The following is a 17,181-nucleotide window of genomic DNA, read 5'->3' as shown; positions in this document are numbered from 1 at the left end:
TAACTACTCAAGATTTATGTAAATATGATATAATACGAATGTTAGATAAAAAAATATAAAATATATTCGCATGGAGGTTTCTGATGAGAGATTTATATAGCACACCTTTAAATTCAAGATATGCTTCAAAAGAAATGAGTTTTATTTTTTCTGATGATATGAAATTCACAACTTGGAGAAAGCTATGGGTAGCTTTAGCAGAAGGTGAGAAGGAGCTTGGATTAAATATTACAGATGAGCAAATAAAGGAATTAAAAGACAATATAAATAATATTAATTATGAAGATGCAATAAAAAGAGAAAAAGAAGTAAGACATGATGTTATGAGCCATGTATATGCATATGGTCTTCAATGTCCAAATGCTAAAGGTATAATTCATTTAGGAGCTACATCATGCTATGTTGGAGATAATACTGATGTAATTATAATGAGAGATGCATTAGAATTAATAAAGAGTAAAATAGTAACAGTATTAAATCATTTAAAAAGCTTTGCTATTGAATATAAAGATATGCCAACTTTAGGATTTACACATTTTCAGCCAGCTCAATTAACTACTGTAGGTAAAAGAGCAACTCTTTGGATGCAAGATTTAGTTATGGATATTGAAAACATAGACTTTTTACTATCAACATTAAAGCTAAGAGGAGTTAAAGGTACTACTGGAACTCAAGCAAGCTTTATGGAGTTATTTGATGGAGATGAATCAAAAGTTAAAGAACTTGATAAAATAGTTGCACAAAAGATGGGATTTAAGAAGAGCTATGGTGTTACTGGTCAAACATACCCAAGAAAACTTGATTCAATAGTTTTAAATACTTTATCAGAGGTAGCACAAAGCGCATATAAATTCAGTAATGATTTAAGATTACTTCAAAACATGAAAGAAATGGAAGAACCATTTGAAAAAAACCAAATTGGATCATCAGCTATGGCTTATAAGAGAAATCCAATGAGAAGTGAAAGAATGAGTGCTTTAGCTAGATTTGTTATAGTTGATTCATTAAATCCAGCAATTACAGCAGGTACTCAATGGTTTGAAAGAACCTTAGATGACTCAGCTAATAAGAGATTATCAGTTGCAGAAGGATTCTTAGCATTAGATGGAGTATTAAACTTATACATAAATATAGCTGAAAATATGGTAGTATATGATAAAGTAATAGCTTCTCATGTAGAAAGAGAATTACCATTTATGGCTACTGAAAACATAATGATGGAAGCTGTTAAAAGAGGTAAAGATAGGCAGGAATTACATGAAAAAATTAGAGTTCATTCAATGGCCGCTGCTCAAAGGGTTAAGGGCGAAGGTTTAGATAATGACTTAATAGATAGAATAATAGCTGATTCTTCATTTGGATTAACTAAAGAAGAGATACTTGGAATAATAGATCCGACTAAATTCGTTGGAAGAGCTCCAAGTCAAGTTGTTGAATTTATAGATGAATATGTTGATCCAATTATAAATGATAATGCTGAAGCATTAAAAATTAAGAGTGAAATAAATGTATAGTATAAATAAATGACGTACTAAGTTTAGAGGATAACAACCGAAATGAAGCTCTCATGTTCGGCTCGCTTGCTACAAAAATGAAGCAAGAATTTAAACATCAATGATTGTGCCCAAAACTGTTTGCTCCAATATAAAATTTGACAAACAATTTTGGAACAATCATTGATGAAAAATTCTAAGCTTCATTTTTAAATTAAGGAATAGTTATTTATACATGTTAAAGATTTAAGAAGTTAATATTTTATCATGTATAAATGGTATCAATTTATAAATATCAGAATATATATTCTTACGAATTTGCTTATTCTATGCTGGTTAAGGTGATTTTATAGGTAACTTCATAAGTTACCTACAGTGATTAGAAGATATACTTTAAGGCATGGAATATAAAAAGCATTAATCATAATTAAAATAAATTGAGTATATATGATTTTAGAGAAAAACAAAGAAATTCAATATATGATAGGCGTAGTATTGTATTGGAAATTTCAGATTTTAAATTCTTTGGCAGAGGCTGTTCTAAAATTGTTTGTCCAAAACTTGTTTTTTTGGAGCAAACATTTTTGGGCATAGCCTCTGCCATTAGAATTTTTAGCTGAAATTTCTCTACAATCGAGCCGATCATATATTGAATTTCGGTTGTTATCCACTAAACTCTTATTCTACACAATATATTTAATTTATGTTTTGAGATAACTTTATTCCTTAGCTGTTAGGAGTAATAAACGTCAATTAATTTTTATAGCTCTAAGAGTAGGATATATAATAGGATAAATTTCACTTAGAGGATAATTAAGTTTATTGTAACTATGGCAGCAATATAAGCAATCACCATTAGATAGTTCATAAGTAATAAATCCAGTATGAAAAAATTTCCCCAATTGTGGAGTATAAAACTGAATAATGTTACCTTTTTTGAAAGGTGAAATATCTGAAACATTAATACCCAGTTTATTATTAATTAAATATGAGTATAATTCTTCAACTCTAACCCAGGAATTACTATAGGGTTTCCAAGTTTGTGTTTTATAAAGGCCACCTTCATGAATAATTTGCGATACAAAGTTAGTACAGTCTCCTCCTATTCCATTAAATGATTTATAATTAGGATTAGGAATTAAGGCATATTTTTCAGCATATTTTATAGCATTATTAATATTAAATTCATTTTCAGATGATCTTGCTTTTTTGCTTTTTGATGATAAAAGTATAAATGAATTATATAAAGAATCTAAATTAGAAATTTTATTTTCCCATAGATGTAGACTATTTGTATTTAAGGTCTCAATAATAGAAGAAAGATTATTTTTTAGAAGTCTGTCATAAAGCAAAACATCGTCTTCAGAATTAACTAACATTACAAAGTTATAATTTAGATGAGATTTTTCTATTATTATAATATAATTTTCAATTGTAACTGAAGATACATCTTTAGAAAAATATTTTTGAGAAAATGACTTTTTTAGTATAAACTGCAGTTTTAAAAGGTGTTGATCTTCTTTTAAGATTTTATAATTATATGAAAAACTAGTATTTTTTATTGGAGCAAGTAATTTCTCTCTCCATTTGTGATTAAATAATTTCTTATAGTAAATTTCATTTATTGTGTTTGGGGATAAAAAGTTTGTTTTTAAAGACTCTAGTGTAAAAAAGTCACTACATAATATAGTGGATAAATTGTATAAATAGTTTGATAACATATTTCACTACCTAATAAATAGTAATATCGGTATATTTTATGTATTATGCTATGGAAATATATATTTAATTTATAAAATAATTATGAGTATTATGAGTATATATTAAGAATAACAAAATTTACTATAATTTATGTGGATAAATTTATAATTTATATGCTATAATATATAAGTGATTATTTTATAGAGCATATTAAATAATCGAATACATAATTTAAATATGAAATTTGATGAATTAACTTGCAAATAATGTGTGTTGTAAGATAAAATCAAATAAGATAAACAATTAAAAAAGGAGCTATCAAAAGTAATGCAAGAATTATCTAACGTAATAGCTAAGAAGTATGATGAAGTAGTCGATAAAATAAAAGTTTTTTCAGATGAACACCTTAATGATGCATATAAAGATGTCTGTTTAGTAGCGGCAGAAACTCTATTTAATGGTAATGAAGAAGCTGTTAAAAAGGGAAAAAGTGTTTCTTGGGCAGCTGGCATTGTACATGCAATAGGAAGTTTTAATGATTTATTCGATTCTAAAGAAGAGCCTTATATAAAAGCAACGGATTTATATAAAGCGTTTGAAGTAAGTAGTAGTACAGTAACAAGCAAGTCTAAAGAAATTAAAGCTTTACTTAATTTATCTGATGAAGATAAAAAATGGATTGTTAGTTCAAATAATAATCTGTCAGAAGTTAAGAAGGAAGTTTTAGCTACTGCGGATAAAAAAGATGAAGAATCATTTAGAGTGCAAGTTGAAAAAAAATACATAATATCTCAAAAGGTTATTGATTTAGCTTGGAAAGAAAAAAGTTATGCGAGTAAATATAAAATAGCTATGCAAGCATTATCAATATATAAAGACTGTGCTGATGCATATGTAATTTTATCAAGAGATGCAAGATTAAGTGATGATCAAAAGGTTAAATACTTAAAGAGAGCGGTAAAAGCAGCAGAAAATGTTCTTAAGATTGAAAAGATGGAAGATACAGATCCAAGAGTATTCTTAGTAAAACCAGCAGAACCACTATTTGGTGCTAAATATTTATTAGCAACTAAGTTATGGGAAATGGAAAGAAAAGATGAGGCTATAGAAACAGCTTTAGAAATTGTAAAATATGATAAAACTGATAAAATGTTAGTTAGAGGATTAGTATCAAACTGGCTTTTAATAGATGAGAAATATGATGATGCAAAAGTATTTTTAGATAATTATGAAAATGACATTATTGCAGCGACTAATTATAATAGAGCAGCAGTGTTATATAGATTAGGAAGATTAAGCGATGCTGAAATTTCTTTAAAAAAAGCATATAAGAGAAATCCAGTAGTTGTTGATTATTTAACAAAAGAAAAAGAAATTCCAGCTGTTAAACCACATATGGCTAAATTAGGCGGAGACGAAGAAGCTATGAGATATGCAAAGTTTGGTCTTCAAATTTGGAATGATGAAGAAATGGTTAATTGGTTAAAAGATATTACAAAAAAAGTTGCAGTACTTTAATTTAATAGTACTTTATAATACAATATAAATATAATTTAATATGACAATCTTCAGGGCAGGGTGTAATTCCCTACTGGCGGTATAGCCCGCGAGCTTTAAATAAAAAGCAGATTCGGTTTAACTCCGAGGCCAACAGTATAGTCTGGATGAAAGAAGATATATGTATATAATAATTATTTCACTATGAAGAAATATGTTATTTTATATTGATTTTTATGCCTTGAACAATATATGTTCAAGGTTTTTTATATAAATATCAGTATTAGAATTAATATTAGTCTTCATATTTAAGTGTAATTGTGATGTTGTTAAATATAAAACAATATGTTGTGAATAATTGTTAAATATTATATTTTGCCCTAAGAATTTATTCTTAGGGCTTTTTTTAGTTCATAAAAAATAATCTGAATTTTATTTAAGGGGTGAATATAGTGAATGATGATTTCTATATGGATTTTGCAATAAAACTAGCATTAAAGGGCGAGGGAAAAGTTAATCCTAATCCACTTGTAGGAGCAGTAATAGTAAAGAATAATAAAATTATAGGCTCAGGATATCATGAGCAGTATGGAAAAGAACATGCTGAAAGAAATGCTGTAAAAAGCTGTAATAAAAATATGGAGGGAAGTACAATATATGTTACTTTAGAGCCATGTTTTCATTTTGGAAGACAACCTCCTTGTGTAGATATGATTATAGAAAAAAAAATTAGAAGAGTAGTTATAGGAATGATTGATCCAAATCCATTAGTTGCAGGCAAGAGTATTGAAAAACTAAGGGAAAATAATATAGAGGTTACAGTAGGCGTAAGAGAAAAAGAATGTAAAAAGTTAAATGAGATATTCATTAAATATATAACAAGTAAAATACCATTTGTTTTGCTTAAGGCTGGTATGTCTTTAGACGGGAAAATAGCAACATATACAGGAGAATCAAAGTGGATTACGTGCGAAGAAAGTAGAAAGGATGCACATAATCTTAGAAATAAATTATATGCAATAATGGTTGGAATTAATACAGTTATTTTAGATGATCCAGAGCTCACATGCAGAATAAAAGGTGGAAGAAATCCTATAAAAATAATAGTTGATAGTTCTCTTAGAATTCCCATAGATTCTAAGGTGGTAAAAATCAATCCATATCTTACTATAATTGCAACAACAGAAAAAGCTGATGAAAATAAAAAAAGAATTTTAGAGGATATGGGAATAAGCATAATAACTACATCACTTAAAAATAATAAGGTGGATTTAAGTGAATTATTACAAGCGATAGGTGAAAAAAATATTGATTCTATTCTAATTGAAGGTGGAAGTGAACTTAACTTTTCTGCATTAGAAGAAGGAATAGTAGATAAAATTAGGTTTTATATAGCACCTAAAATTTTAGGTGGCGATAAGAGCAAAAGCAGCATAGGTGGGCAAGGATTTTCTAGATTATATGATTGCATAAATTTAAATGAAATAAGTTATAAAAATATAAATGATGATTTGATAGTTGAAGGATATATTAAGAAGTAATACTATGATCAGCTTAATCTATGTGTATGTAAGAATTTTAAATATAATTTATAAGATTAACTAGGAAAGGAGGAGTTAAATGTTTACTGGGATAATTGAGGAAGTTGGAACTGTAAAAGAATTATGCACAGGAAATGAATTTGGAGTCATAAAAGTAGAATGTATTAAAGTGTTACAAGAAACCAATATTGGTGACAGCATTTCTACTAATGGTGTATGCCTGACTGTCACAGAAAAGGGAGAAAACTATTTTAAAGCAGATATAATGGGAGAAACTCTTCAAAGAAGTAGCTTAGGAGAATGTGAATATAAAAGTAAAGTTAACTTAGAAAGAGCACTGTGCTTTAATGGAAGACTTGGAGGGCATATTGTCAGTGGACATATAGATGGAATTGGACAAATAGTATCTATAGAAGAAAACATTGATGGGACTTGGTTTTCAATAAAAACAGGTAAAAACATACTCAAGTATATAATTGAGAAAGGATCTATATGTATTGATGGTATAAGCCTTACGGTTGCATATGTTGATGATGAGTTGTTTAAAGTTTCTATAATTCCTCACACTTTAAAAAATACAAATTTAATATATAAAAACCTTAATTCAAAAGTTAATTTAGAGTGTGATTTAGTAGGAAAATATATAGAGAAGTTTACTAATTTTATGGAGAAAGAAGATAAAGAAAAACAGAGCAACATTACAAGAGAATTTTTAATTAAGAATGGTTTTTAGGAGTGATATAAAATGAAATTTAATTCTATAGAAGAAGCGATAGAAGACATAAAGAACGGGAAAATGATTATAGTAGTAGATGATGAAGATAGAGAAAATGAAGGGGATCTAGTTATAGCTGCTGAGAAGGCAACTCCAGAGGCAGTAAATTTTATGATTAAGTATGCTAAAGGTCTTTTGTGTGTACCAATTGAAGAGGAAATTGCAGATAAACTTAAGCTTAATCCTATGGTAGAGAATAATACTGATAATCATGAAACTGCTTTTACTGTTTCAATTGATTATAAGGATACAACAACAGGGATATCTGCATATGAAAGAGCCTTAACAATAAATAAAATTGCAGAATCTGATAATTATAGTGATTTTAGAAGGCCAGGACATATATTTCCACTTATAGCAAAAAAGAGTGGTGTTCTAGACAGAATTGGACATACAGAAGCTTCAGTTGATTTAGCAAAACTTGCAGGCTTAAAAGGATGTGCTGCTATTTGTGAAATTATCAAAGATGATGGGACTATGGCAAGACGTGATGATTTGTTTGCTTTTGCAAAAAAACATAATTTAAAGATGATAACAATAAAAGATTTGATAAATTATAGAAGAAAGGAGGATATTTTAGTTACTAAAGAAGCTGAGGCAAAACTTCCAACTAAGTTTGGAGATTTTAGAATGATTGGATTTAAGGAAAAAAAATCTGAATTATGCCATGTAGCTTTAATTAAAGGTGACATAAGTGAAAATGAAGCAATACTTACACGAGTTCATTCAGAATGTTTAACAGGTGATGCATTTGGATCTAAAAAATGTGATTGTGGTGAGCAGTATGAAGCAGCTATGAAAATGATAGAAGAAGAAGGTTCAGGAATACTTCTATATATGAGACAGGAAGGCCGTGGAATAGGTTTATTAAATAAAATTAAAGCATATGCTCTTCAAGACACAGGCTTAGATACAGTTGATGCAAACTTAGCTTTAGGATTTGAAGAAGATATGAGAGACTATAAGATAAGTGCAGATATGCTAAAAATATTAGGAGTCAGTGAAGTTAAGCTTATTACAAATAACTTGGCAAAAATAGAAGGATTGGTGAAAAATGATATTAAAGTGATTGAAAGAGTACCAATACAAATTAAACCTAATAAAAATGATGTATTTTATTTGAAAACTAAAAAAGAAAGAATGAATCATTTATTGGAATTATAAATTGTTATTATCTTACTAGAAGAAATAGACTAGCACATTTTGAAGTAATTAATTGAAAAAATGTATACTGAATATTAAATAAAAAAATAGATTGGTTGTTTTATAAGGTTAAAATTATATAATAAGAGACTAGTAAGTGTACAGTTTGTGATAAAAATTAAATTTAAATAGATGAAATTTTAGGAGGAAAAAAATGAAATTTGAAGGAAAGTTAATAGCAGAAGGATTAAAATTTGGTATAGTAGTAGGAAGATTCAATGAATTTATAGGTGGCAAACTTTTAGAAGGAGCTTTTGATGCTTTAAAAAGACATGGAGCTAGGGAAGAAGATATCGATGTAGCTTATGTACCAGGGGCATTTGAAATACCACTTGTAGCTAAAAAGATGGCTAAAAATGATAAATATGATGCTGTGATATGTTTAGGTGCTGTAATAAAAGGATCTACATCTCATTATGATTATGTCTGTGCTGAAGTATCAAAAGGAATAGCAAGCGTATCTTTAGATACAGAAAAACCAGTGTTATTTGGAGTACTTACTACTAATAATATTGAACAAGCTATTGAAAGAGCAGGAACAAAAGCAGGTAATAAGGGATATGAATGTGCAGTTTCAGCAATTGAAATGGCTAACTTATTAAGAGAAATTTAATAAATAATAATATAATAAAATATAATTCATTAATGATACGGTAAGATAGGAAGTGTTTAATATAAATATATTCCTATCTTTTTTTAAATAGTAATAGTTAAAAATAAAAAAATATGGTAAAATACTGCTGGAACAATTAATAATAATTTTAATAAGAGGATAGAAGTTAAGATGGAGAAAAAAGTAAAATTGGTAAGTCCTGTTTATCAACAAATTGCTGCTGATATCGCGTCTAAAATAGCAAATGGGCACTATGAATTAGGACAAAAGATATATGCACGTTCTGTTCTTGCTAGCCAGTATGGAGTTTCATCGGAAACTGCTAGAAGGGCTATTTGTATATTGTCAGATATGGATATTGTAGATACTACTAAAGGTAGTGGTGTTATAATTAAATCTACTGAAAATGCAATTAATTTTATTAGGCAATACAATGATGTAAAAACTGTTAATGATTTAAGAAATGAAATACTAGCAAGCTTGGAACGTCAAAAGAAAGAAAATGAGTATTTAAAAGAACATTTATTTGAATTGATAGATAGAACAGATAGATTTAAATCTATAAATCCTTTCATACCATTTGAAATAAAGATATCTAATGAAACGCCACATATAAATAAGACAATTTCTGAAATAAATTTTTGGCATAATACTTCAGCGACGATTATATGTATAAAAAGAGATGATTGTCTTCAAATGTCACCGGGGCCATATGCTGTTTTACGTGAAAATGATGTTTTCTATTTTATAGGTGATGAGGGATGCTATGAGCGCGTAAAGAAATTTTTATATCCTGTAGAAGATAACGAAAATAAATAATATTGATTTACATAAAAGCATCTGGTACTAATTATTTAGTACTAGATGCTTTTATTTTCAAGATATACAGATATTATAGAATTGTACCAATTTCTGAATTTAAACATTTACCATAAAGTTAAAATAATAGAAAGAAATTGACAATAAAAACAACCTAATGATATAATAAAGTTGTTACTTATCATAATCTGGAAAGTAACAACTTTATTAAAATAATAAGTTGCTACAAAAAACTCTACATTTGTTGATGATTTCCATATAAGAAATATATATATTGAAGAAAGGTAAAATTAAATAAAGTAGTGAGAACATATGAATTAATATCTTTATATCTGTTGTTTGATTGTACAAATCAATTAAAAATAAAATGCTGAGAATTCAAATTGAATATGAGTATGAAATTTCAGATAAAGATATATTTTTTGTAATAAATAATTAAGGAGAGGGTTTTGTGATAGAATTTAAAAACGTAAATAAGAATTTTAAAAATAAAAAAGTATTGAAAGATATATCATTTAATATTAATAAAGGAGAATTAGTATCAATAATAGGTGCTAGTGGCTGTGGGAAAACTACTACTTTGAAAATGATAAATCGTTTAATAAATCCATCATCAGGACAAATTCTAATTGATGGAGAAAACATTGCTTCAAAAGATATCATTAAATTGAGAAGAAACGTTGGATATGTAATTCAGCAAACAGGATTATTTCCACATATGACGGTAAGAGAAAATATTGAACTTATATCAACTATAGAAAAAAATGATAAGAAAAAAATAAGTAAAAAAACTGTGGAACTTATGGAGATGGTAGGGTTAGAGAAAGATGAGTATTTAGACCGTTATCCAACAGAATTAAGTGGGGGACAGCAACAAAGAGTTGGGGTTGCAAGAGCTTTTGCTACCAATCCAGAAGTAATATTGATGGACGAGCCATTTAGTGCATTAGATCCTATAACTCGTAATCAATTGCAGGATGAATTATTGGAGTTACAAAATACATTAAAGAAGACCATTGTCTTTGTAACTCATGACATGGATGAAGCTATAAAAATATCAGATAGAATATGTATAATGAATGAAGGCGAAATTGCACAATATGATACACCTGAAAATATTCTAAAAAACCCATCTAATGATTTTGTAAGCGAATTCATAGGAAGAAATAGAATATGGTCTTCTCCAGAATTTATTAGAGCTAAAGACATTATGATTGAAAATCCAGTTACCTGCTTTAAAAGTTCATCATTATTAAGATGCATAGAAAAAATGAAAAAAAATAAGGTTGATAGCTTGATGGTAATTAGTAAAGGTAATGATTTATTAGGAATTGTTACTGCAAAACAAATTCAAAAGATGACAGATAGAAGTGTATTATTAGAAAATATGATGAACAATAAATTTGTAACTGTGAAACCAGAAGATACAATAATTGATATTCTTGAAATTGTAAAAGAAAATAAGATATCACAAATACCAGTTGTTGACAATGAGGGAAAGTTAATTGGTATAATCACTAAAAGCAGTTTGGTTACCACCCTTAGTGGACAATTTATAGATACGGATGAGGTGAGCTAGCATGAATGAATTATTTAAATACTTACTAGGTGCAAAAGATCAAATAATTACCTTGTTATTTGAACACATAAAGCTTACTGCATTATCAGTAGGAATAGCTATTTTAATAGGTATTCCATTAGGGATACTTATAAGTTATATAAAAAAAATAAACAAACCAGTTATTGGTATAGCTAGTGTGATACAAGCAATTCCCAGCATGGCATTATTAGGATTTGCAATACCATTTTTGGGTATAGGTACAACACCAGCAATTGTAATGGTTATTTTATATTCACTTTTACCTATAATTAAGAATACAACTACAGGAATTAATAATATAGATCAGCAAATGTTAGAAGCAGCCAGAGGAATAGGACTAACTAAATTTCAAATTTTAACAAAAGTACAAATCCCTCTTGCATTACCTGTTATTATGTCAGGAATTAGAATATCAGCTGTTACAGCAGTTGGACTTATGACTATGGCCGCTTTCATTGGAGGTGGAGGATTAGGATATCTAGTCTTTTCTGGAATAAGAACAGTCAATAATTATCAAATATTAGCAGGTGCAATACCAGCATGTATATTAGCATTATTAGTTGATGGAATATTGGGAATTGTTGAAAGTTTGGTTACACCTATTAGTTTACAGAAAACTAATACTAAAAATAATAGAGAAAGAGCAAAGACTAGAAGAATTCAAAAAGTTGTTTTAGCTACTACATGTTGTTTGATTGCTTTAGTATTTGTTGTTACTGGATCACAGAAGATTAGCAATAAAAAGATAATAGCGATTGGAAGTAAAGATTTCACGGAGCAAGAAATTATTTCTAATATGTTGAGTGAACTTATAGAGAGAAAAACTGATATTTCTGTAGATCGTAAGTTTTCACTTGGAGGAACTCAAATAGCATTTTCAGCATTAAAATCAGGAGCAATCGATATGTATGTTGATTATAGTGGTACAGCCTATGGCGATATCCTTAAGTATCCAGCTATATCTGATGTAGAAAAAGTTTATACTACAGTAAAAAAAGATTTTAAAGATAAATATAACATAGAGGTATTAAAACAAATGAAATTTAATAACACCTATGCTTTAGCTGTAAAGAAAGAAACAGCAGAAAAATACAATTTAAATACTATAAGTGATCTAGCAAAAATAGGGGATCAGTTTGTGGCTACTACATCATTAGAATTCCTTAACAGAGAAGATGGAGTTGTTGGACTAAAGAAAAAATATGGCTTTAATTTCAAAGATGAGATAGGAATAGATGGAAGTTCTAAGTATGCAGCATTAATGAATAATGATAGTGATGTTGTAGATGCATTCTCAACTGATGGTTTATTAAAAAAGTACGATTTAGCACTTTTAGAAGATGATAAAAATTTCTTCCCACCATACTATGCAGTTCCACTTATACACTATGAAACTTTAGAAAAATATCCTGAAATTAAGCCTTTAATTGAAGAGTTAGGTGACTTATTGACTGATGATATAGTAAGTGAATTAAATTATAGAGTAGATGAACTAAAAGAAGACCCTAAAGATGTAGCTGTTGATTTTTTAGAAAAACAAGGATTGGTATAAAATATAAGTTCTTTCACTTTAATAAATCATATTTTGAAAATGGTTATTAGTATATTTTTGTTGTAATTACATAATTATCAATATATAATTATAATAAAAAATTATAGAAAGAAGGTAATTTAGTAAGAGAAATATATAATAATCTATTACTAAAGCAAAGGATATGAATAATAATACAAGCATTATAATTAATGAAATGATAGCTTATTATGCAAATGATCCGAGAAGAATAAATCATTTCTTAAAAGTATATTCCTTTTCTAAATCTATTGGAGAATTAGAAAAATTAGATGAAGAAACACAATATATTTTAGAAATAGCAGCAATAATGCATGACATAGGAATTAAAATAAGTGAAGAAAAGCATAATTCTTCAGCAGGAAATTATCAAGAAATAGAAGGACCTCCAGTTGCAAGAAAAATGCTTGAAGGGCTAGATTTTGATGAAAAAATAATAGATAGAGTGTGCTTTTTGATTGGTCATCATCATACTTATAGTAAAATTGATAATATAGATTATCAAATACTAGTAGAAGCTGATTTTTTAGTAAATATATATGAAGATGAAATAAAGCATGATAGTATTGTATCTATAAAAAATAAATATTTTAAAACTAAAGCAGGAACAAACTTTTTAGAAAAATTATATTTGAGTTAATAGAATTATTTTGAAGCTAAGGAGACATGTTAATGATAGAGTATTATGAAATGACTAATAGAGATATAGACGAATTATCAAAAATGTATGTAGAATGTTTTAATGCTGAGCCATGGAATGATAAATGGACAGAAGAAACAGCCGCTAAGCGATTATTAAAAATGTTAAGCTATGACGGTGCATATGGTATTATATGTCGTGAAAATGGTAATATATTAGGAATGATACTTGGTCATGATGAATATTATTATGATGGAGTAAACTTTGAAATAAAAGAATTCTGCATAAGAGCAGGCATTCAAGGCAAAGGAACAGGTGCAAAGCTTCTTAAATATTTTGAAGATAAATTAAAAGATAAAGGTATAAATAAAATATTCTTGCTAACATGCTTAAGCGATAAGACAGTAGGATTTTATAAAAAGAATGGTTATAATACATGTCATAATATGATTATGATGGATAAAAAGATTTAAATTAAAAGAACTTCTGAGAATACTTATTTTCAGAAGTTCTTTTAAAATTCTATTTTAGATTACGAAAATTATTCAGCTGAATCAAAGCTGGCACATTCAGTTTCTGAATAAATTTGAGATCTTGATCCAGAAACATTAATAGATGATAATGAACATAGTTTATTTTCATTATATCTGCAAGTTTCAGCAGTACAAATTAAACAATCACATTGGCCTTGAGAATTTGTGTTATCTGTTAAATCACTATATAAATATTTATTTAAAAATGATCCGCAACAAGTTCCACAGCTACTTGATGCAGATACCCCTCCAATATCTACTCTGTTAGAAAAGCAAATACCATCCTTGTTATGTGAACAATTATGTACATCGCAATTAATTTTTTGCACGAAAAACAACTCCTTTTATTATAATATAAAGTAATATTAATATTCTTTTGATAAATTAATAACAAATATTAGCTAAAATATCTATCAAGTAATCCTTTGAATGCTCTACCATGACGAGCTTCATCTTTACACATTTCATGAACAGTATCATGAATAGCATCTAAATTCTTTTGTTTAGCAAGTGTTGCAAGTTTCTTTTTACCTTCACATGCACCGTATTCAGCTTCAACTCTTGCACTTAAATTGCTTTTTGAGCTAGGACATACTACTTCACCTAATATTTCAGCGAATTTAGCCGCATGCTCTGCTTCTTCCCAAGCAATTCTTTTATAAGCTTCTGCAACTTCGGGGTAACCTTCTCTATCAGCAGCACGTGACATTGCAATATACATTCCAACTTCAGTACATTCTCCCATGAAATTGGCACGTAAACCTTCTAATAATTCATCATCTAAGCCTTCAGCTATACCAATTCTATGTTCATCAGCAAAATTTAATTCATCCTTCATTTCTTCAANATACTACTTCACCTAATATTTCAGCGAATTTAGCCGCATGCTCTGCTTCTTCCCAAGCAATTCTTTTATAAGCTTCTGCAACTTCGGGGTAACCTTCTCTATCAGCAGCACGTGACATTGCAATATACATTCCAACTTCAGTACATTCTCCCATGAAATTGGCACGTAAACCTTCTAATAATTCATCATCTAAGCCTTCAGCTATACCAATTCTATGTTCATCAGCAAAATTTAATTCATCCTTCATTTCTTCAAATTTGTCAGCTCCTACTTTACAAATAGGGCAGATTTCAGGTGGTGTATCACCTTCATGGATATATCCACACACAGTACAAATAAATTTTTTCATTATAAAATCCTCCATAAACAATTTATATATTTACAGGTATTTAAAACCTTAATTACAGTGTTACCAATATATAATAAAATTATTATATATTTAAAAATATTCTTATTATGATGTTGAAGAAAAGTATAATTATTTTTGACATAAGAAAAAAATTAATTATTGAAATATTATACAATTAGCAAGCATATTATATAAATATTGATGTTGCATTTAGCGCTCTGGAAAATTTGAATAGGTAGGAATACAAAATGGAATTTAAAAGTAATTTATTTACATACTTCTCAATAGCAGTTTTCAATGTTATTATGCTTTTTATAATAATATGTGGTGTAGAAAATTTGGGGAAAAGCTCCGAATATAACTTTTTATACATGGGAGCATTTTTAATTATTACTTGTTTTATAGTTTTATTATTTAATTGTGTATTATATATTTTATCAAAAGAATTTATACATGACTTTATGAAGAAGAATAAATCAGTTATAGAATTTATAATATTAATGTTAATTTTAATAACTGGATTATATTTAAGAATTAGAGTTATTAAAAGTCTACCAATGAAACTAGAATCTGATTATAAAACTTACTACGATATTGCACGATTATTACAAAATGGAACACTAAGTACTGAAGGAGAAGGATTATGTGATTATATTGCTAAGTTTCCACATGTTATGGGGTACCCATATATATTATCATTAATTTTTAGAATATTTGGTGATAGTTTAAATACAGGTCTTTATTTTGGCGTATTATCATCAATAGTATGTTCATTTTTTATATATAAAATTGTTAGGTATATTTCAGGAAGTATTGCAGCTTTATTTGCTGTTTTTATATCAACTTTTTGGCCATCTCAAATTTTCTTTAGCAACTTTCTTGCATCAGAACCTGTATTTAATTGTATGCTATTTGGATGTTTTCTATGGTTTGTTTATATAACAAAAAAATATAACGAATTTAGTGGACAATCATATATGGGAATAGTTAAATATATCATACTTGGAATGCTATTGGCGTTTGCTTCAGCAGTTAGACCTATGGCAATGATTTTATTAATAGCTATTATTATTGTCTTATTGTCATCTAAGATATATCTTAAAAAAGATATTCTTGATACTCCAGTTTCACTTGTATTTATATCTAAAGGCTGGAGGTGTGTCATATTAATATTAGTCAGCTATCTAATATGCTCAAATGTTATTACAGCACATATAGAAGATAGGATTGGCAGAAATGTTGCAAATGGAATTGATTCATTTGGATATAACCTTTTAGTTGGTACGAATATAGATTCTGATGGGGGTTGGAATGATGGAGATGCTAAACTTTTAGAAGATAGTTATAATACTACTAATTCAGCTACAGAAGCTCAAAAAATATGCAGAGATAAAGCAATTACAAGAGTTAAAAATAATTATGTCGGAACATTTAATCTAATGTTTAAAAAATTTACATTGCTTTGGAATAATGATGATTACAGCCCTGCAATAAATATCATATGCATGGATAATCAAGGTACCTTAAATAGCAAAATAGAAAAATATTTATATGATTATATGAAAGTATGTAATTACTATTATTTGTTTGTAGTAATTTTTTCATGGCTAGCAGGAATGATTGCTATACTAAAAAAAAGCGATTTGTCTCACACTATGATTTTATTATTTATTGGTACAGTAATAACTCACATGTGTTTAGAAAGTCAGCCAAGATATCATTATTATGCAATGCAGATTATATCTATTTTAGGTGCAGTAGGGGTTGGTGATATATACAAATATTATAGGAATTTATCTAAAGAAAAGATTGCATATAATTCATCAAGTCATGATTTTATAATAGAAAATAAACATATAGAGGCAACTGAAGAAAGTAGCTTAAATAAAATGAAAAATCATAATTTTCCTGAAGAAAGTAACTTTTTTGATATGGAAAAAGCAATAATAGAAGGACATGTAAAAATAACTGTGACTGAAGAATATAGCGAAAAAATATAA

Annotated in this window: 15 protein-coding genes, 1 pseudogene and 1 riboswitch; of the genes and pseudogenes, 12 read left to right on the top strand and 4 right to left on the bottom strand. The window is 28.0% G+C overall.

Translation table 11 applies throughout. From position 1 onward, the window contains the following. Nucleotides 1-83 precede the first annotated feature (83 nt). Nucleotides 84-1,514 (top strand): adenylosuccinate lyase, encoded by a 1,431-nt coding sequence (gene purB / locus BN2920_RS15615; RefSeq protein WP_058295904.1) that lies wholly within the window; start codon nucleotides 84-86, stop codon nucleotides 1,512-1,514. A 728-nt stretch (nucleotides 1,515-2,242) separates the two neighbouring features. Here the strand turns inward: purB and BN2920_RS15610 are convergent. After that, nucleotides 2,243-3,214 (bottom strand): amidase domain-containing protein, encoded by a 972-nt coding sequence (locus tag BN2920_RS15610; protein ID WP_058295903.1) that lies wholly within the window; start codon nucleotides 3,212-3,214, stop codon nucleotides 2,243-2,245. 307 nt (nucleotides 3,215-3,521) lie between these two features. Here BN2920_RS15610 and BN2920_RS15605 point away from each other — a divergent pair, with 307 nt between their 5' ends. From BN2920_RS15605 to BN2920_RS15560, 10 genes are all read left to right on the top strand, one after another. Next, nucleotides 3,522-4,712 (top strand): DUF6398 domain-containing protein, encoded by a 1,191-nt coding sequence (locus tag BN2920_RS15605; RefSeq protein WP_058295902.1) that lies wholly within the window; start codon nucleotides 3,522-3,524, stop codon nucleotides 4,710-4,712. Between the two features lie 42 nt (nucleotides 4,713-4,754). Then, nucleotides 4,755-4,874, top strand: a riboswitch (FMN riboswitch). A 287-nt stretch (nucleotides 4,875-5,161) separates the two neighbouring features. Beyond that, the gene (gene ribD / locus BN2920_RS15600) at nucleotides 5,162-6,232 is read left to right on the top strand and encodes a bifunctional diaminohydroxyphosphoribosylaminopyrimidine deaminase/5-amino-6-(5-phosphoribosylamino)uracil reductase RibD (RefSeq protein ID WP_058296936.1); all 1,071 of its coding nucleotides are present in this window, start codon (nucleotides 5,162-5,164) and stop codon (nucleotides 6,230-6,232) included. Between the two features lie 79 nt (nucleotides 6,233-6,311). Then, nucleotides 6,312-6,965, top strand: coding sequence for a riboflavin synthase (locus BN2920_RS15595; RefSeq protein WP_058295901.1), 654 nt, complete (start codon nucleotides 6,312-6,314; stop codon nucleotides 6,963-6,965). 12 nt (nucleotides 6,966-6,977) lie between these two features. Next, nucleotides 6,978-8,171, top strand: coding sequence for a bifunctional 3,4-dihydroxy-2-butanone-4-phosphate synthase/GTP cyclohydrolase II (locus tag BN2920_RS15590; protein ID WP_058295900.1), 1,194 nt, complete (start codon nucleotides 6,978-6,980; stop codon nucleotides 8,169-8,171). Nucleotides 8,172-8,364: 193 nt separating this feature from the next. Then, entirely contained in the window at nucleotides 8,365-8,823 is a 459-nt protein-coding gene (gene ribH / locus BN2920_RS15585; protein ID WP_058295899.1) for a 6,7-dimethyl-8-ribityllumazine synthase, read from the top strand. Between the two features lie 171 nt (nucleotides 8,824-8,994). After that, nucleotides 8,995-9,642 (top strand): GntR family transcriptional regulator, encoded by a 648-nt coding sequence (locus BN2920_RS15580; protein WP_058295898.1) that lies wholly within the window; start codon nucleotides 8,995-8,997, stop codon nucleotides 9,640-9,642. A 451-nt stretch (nucleotides 9,643-10,093) separates the two neighbouring features. Continuing rightward, complete coding sequence (locus BN2920_RS15575) at nucleotides 10,094-11,221, top strand: ABC transporter ATP-binding protein (RefSeq protein ID WP_058295897.1); 1,128 nt, start codon at nucleotides 10,094-10,096, stop codon at nucleotides 11,219-11,221. A gap of 1 nt (nucleotide 11,222) precedes the next feature. After that, on the top strand, nucleotides 11,223-12,794 hold the full coding sequence (locus BN2920_RS15570; protein WP_058295896.1) for an ABC transporter permease/substrate-binding protein: 1,572 nt from the start codon (nucleotides 11,223-11,225) through the stop codon (nucleotides 12,792-12,794). Nucleotides 12,795-12,957: 163 nt separating this feature from the next. Beyond that, a complete protein-coding gene (locus BN2920_RS15565) occupies nucleotides 12,958-13,452 on the top strand; it encodes an HD domain-containing protein (RefSeq protein WP_058295895.1) in 495 nt (164 codons plus the stop codon). 32 nt (nucleotides 13,453-13,484) lie between these two features. Next, nucleotides 13,485-13,925: a GNAT family N-acetyltransferase gene (locus BN2920_RS15560; protein ID WP_058295894.1), complete on the top strand. Its 441-nt coding sequence runs from the start codon at nucleotides 13,485-13,487 to the stop codon at nucleotides 13,923-13,925. Nucleotides 13,926-13,993: 68 nt separating this feature from the next. Here BN2920_RS15560 and BN2920_RS15555 read toward each other — a convergent pair whose 3' ends face one another. The 3 genes and pseudogenes from BN2920_RS15555 to BN2920_RS15545 form a co-directional block, all read right to left on the bottom strand. Continuing rightward, nucleotides 13,994-14,314 (bottom strand): DUF1540 domain-containing protein, encoded by a 321-nt coding sequence (locus tag BN2920_RS15555; RefSeq protein ID WP_058295893.1) that lies wholly within the window; start codon nucleotides 14,312-14,314, stop codon nucleotides 13,994-13,996. Nucleotides 14,315-14,382: 68 nt separating this feature from the next. Further along, nucleotides 14,383-14,829 (bottom strand): annotated as a pseudogene (locus tag BN2920_RS15550) (ferritin-like domain-containing protein); the annotation flags it as partial. Next, nucleotides 14,828-15,181 (bottom strand): rubredoxin-like domain-containing protein, encoded by a 354-nt coding sequence (locus tag BN2920_RS15545; protein ID WP_157065786.1) that lies wholly within the window; start codon nucleotides 15,179-15,181, stop codon nucleotides 14,828-14,830. The gene BN2920_RS15545 and the pseudogene BN2920_RS15550, both read right to left, overlap by 2 nt. 248 nt (nucleotides 15,182-15,429) lie before the next feature. On the opposite strand from BN2920_RS15545, the gene BN2920_RS15540 reads away from it, so the two are divergent. Then, nucleotides 15,430-17,181, top strand: coding sequence for a glycosyltransferase family 39 protein (locus tag BN2920_RS15540; RefSeq protein WP_058295892.1), 1,752 nt, complete (start codon nucleotides 15,430-15,432; stop codon nucleotides 17,179-17,181).

The sequence above is a fragment of the Clostridium neonatale genome, from assembly GCF_001458595.1.
GTDB classification, from domain to species: domain Bacteria; phylum Bacillota; class Clostridia; order Clostridiales; family Clostridiaceae; genus Clostridium; species Clostridium neonatale.
The sequence above is the reverse complement of the archived record's forward strand: the minus strand, read 5'-3'. Positions and strand labels throughout refer to the sequence as shown.

Excerpts from the sequence above, each read along its gene's own strand:
- purB (WP_058295904.1), top strand. The coding sequence starts at position 84 with ATGAGAGATTTATATAGCACACCTTTAAATTCAAGATATGCTTCAAAA.
- BN2920_RS15610 (WP_058295903.1), bottom strand. The coding sequence starts at position 3,214 with ATGTTATCAAACTATTTATACAATTTATCCACTATATTATGTAGTGAC.
- BN2920_RS15605 (WP_058295902.1), top strand. The coding sequence starts at position 3,522 with ATGCAAGAATTATCTAACGTAATAGCTAAGAAGTATGATGAAGTAGTC.
- ribD (WP_058296936.1), top strand. The coding sequence starts at position 5,162 with ATGGATTTTGCAATAAAACTAGCATTAAAGGGCGAGGGAAAAGTTAAT.
- BN2920_RS15595 (WP_058295901.1), top strand. The coding sequence starts at position 6,312 with ATGTTTACTGGGATAATTGAGGAAGTTGGAACTGTAAAAGAATTATGC.
- BN2920_RS15590 (WP_058295900.1), top strand. The coding sequence starts at position 6,978 with ATGAAATTTAATTCTATAGAAGAAGCGATAGAAGACATAAAGAACGGG.
- ribH (WP_058295899.1), top strand. The coding sequence starts at position 8,365 with ATGAAATTTGAAGGAAAGTTAATAGCAGAAGGATTAAAATTTGGTATA.
- BN2920_RS15580 (WP_058295898.1), top strand. The coding sequence starts at position 8,995 with ATGGAGAAAAAAGTAAAATTGGTAAGTCCTGTTTATCAACAAATTGCT.
- BN2920_RS15570 (WP_058295896.1), top strand. The coding sequence starts at position 11,223 with ATGAATGAATTATTTAAATACTTACTAGGTGCAAAAGATCAAATAATT.
- BN2920_RS15565 (WP_058295895.1), top strand. The coding sequence starts at position 12,958 with ATGAATAATAATACAAGCATTATAATTAATGAAATGATAGCTTATTAT.
- BN2920_RS15560 (WP_058295894.1), top strand. The coding sequence starts at position 13,485 with ATGATAGAGTATTATGAAATGACTAATAGAGATATAGACGAATTATCA.
- BN2920_RS15540 (WP_058295892.1), top strand. The coding sequence starts at position 15,430 with ATGGAATTTAAAAGTAATTTATTTACATACTTCTCAATAGCAGTTTTC.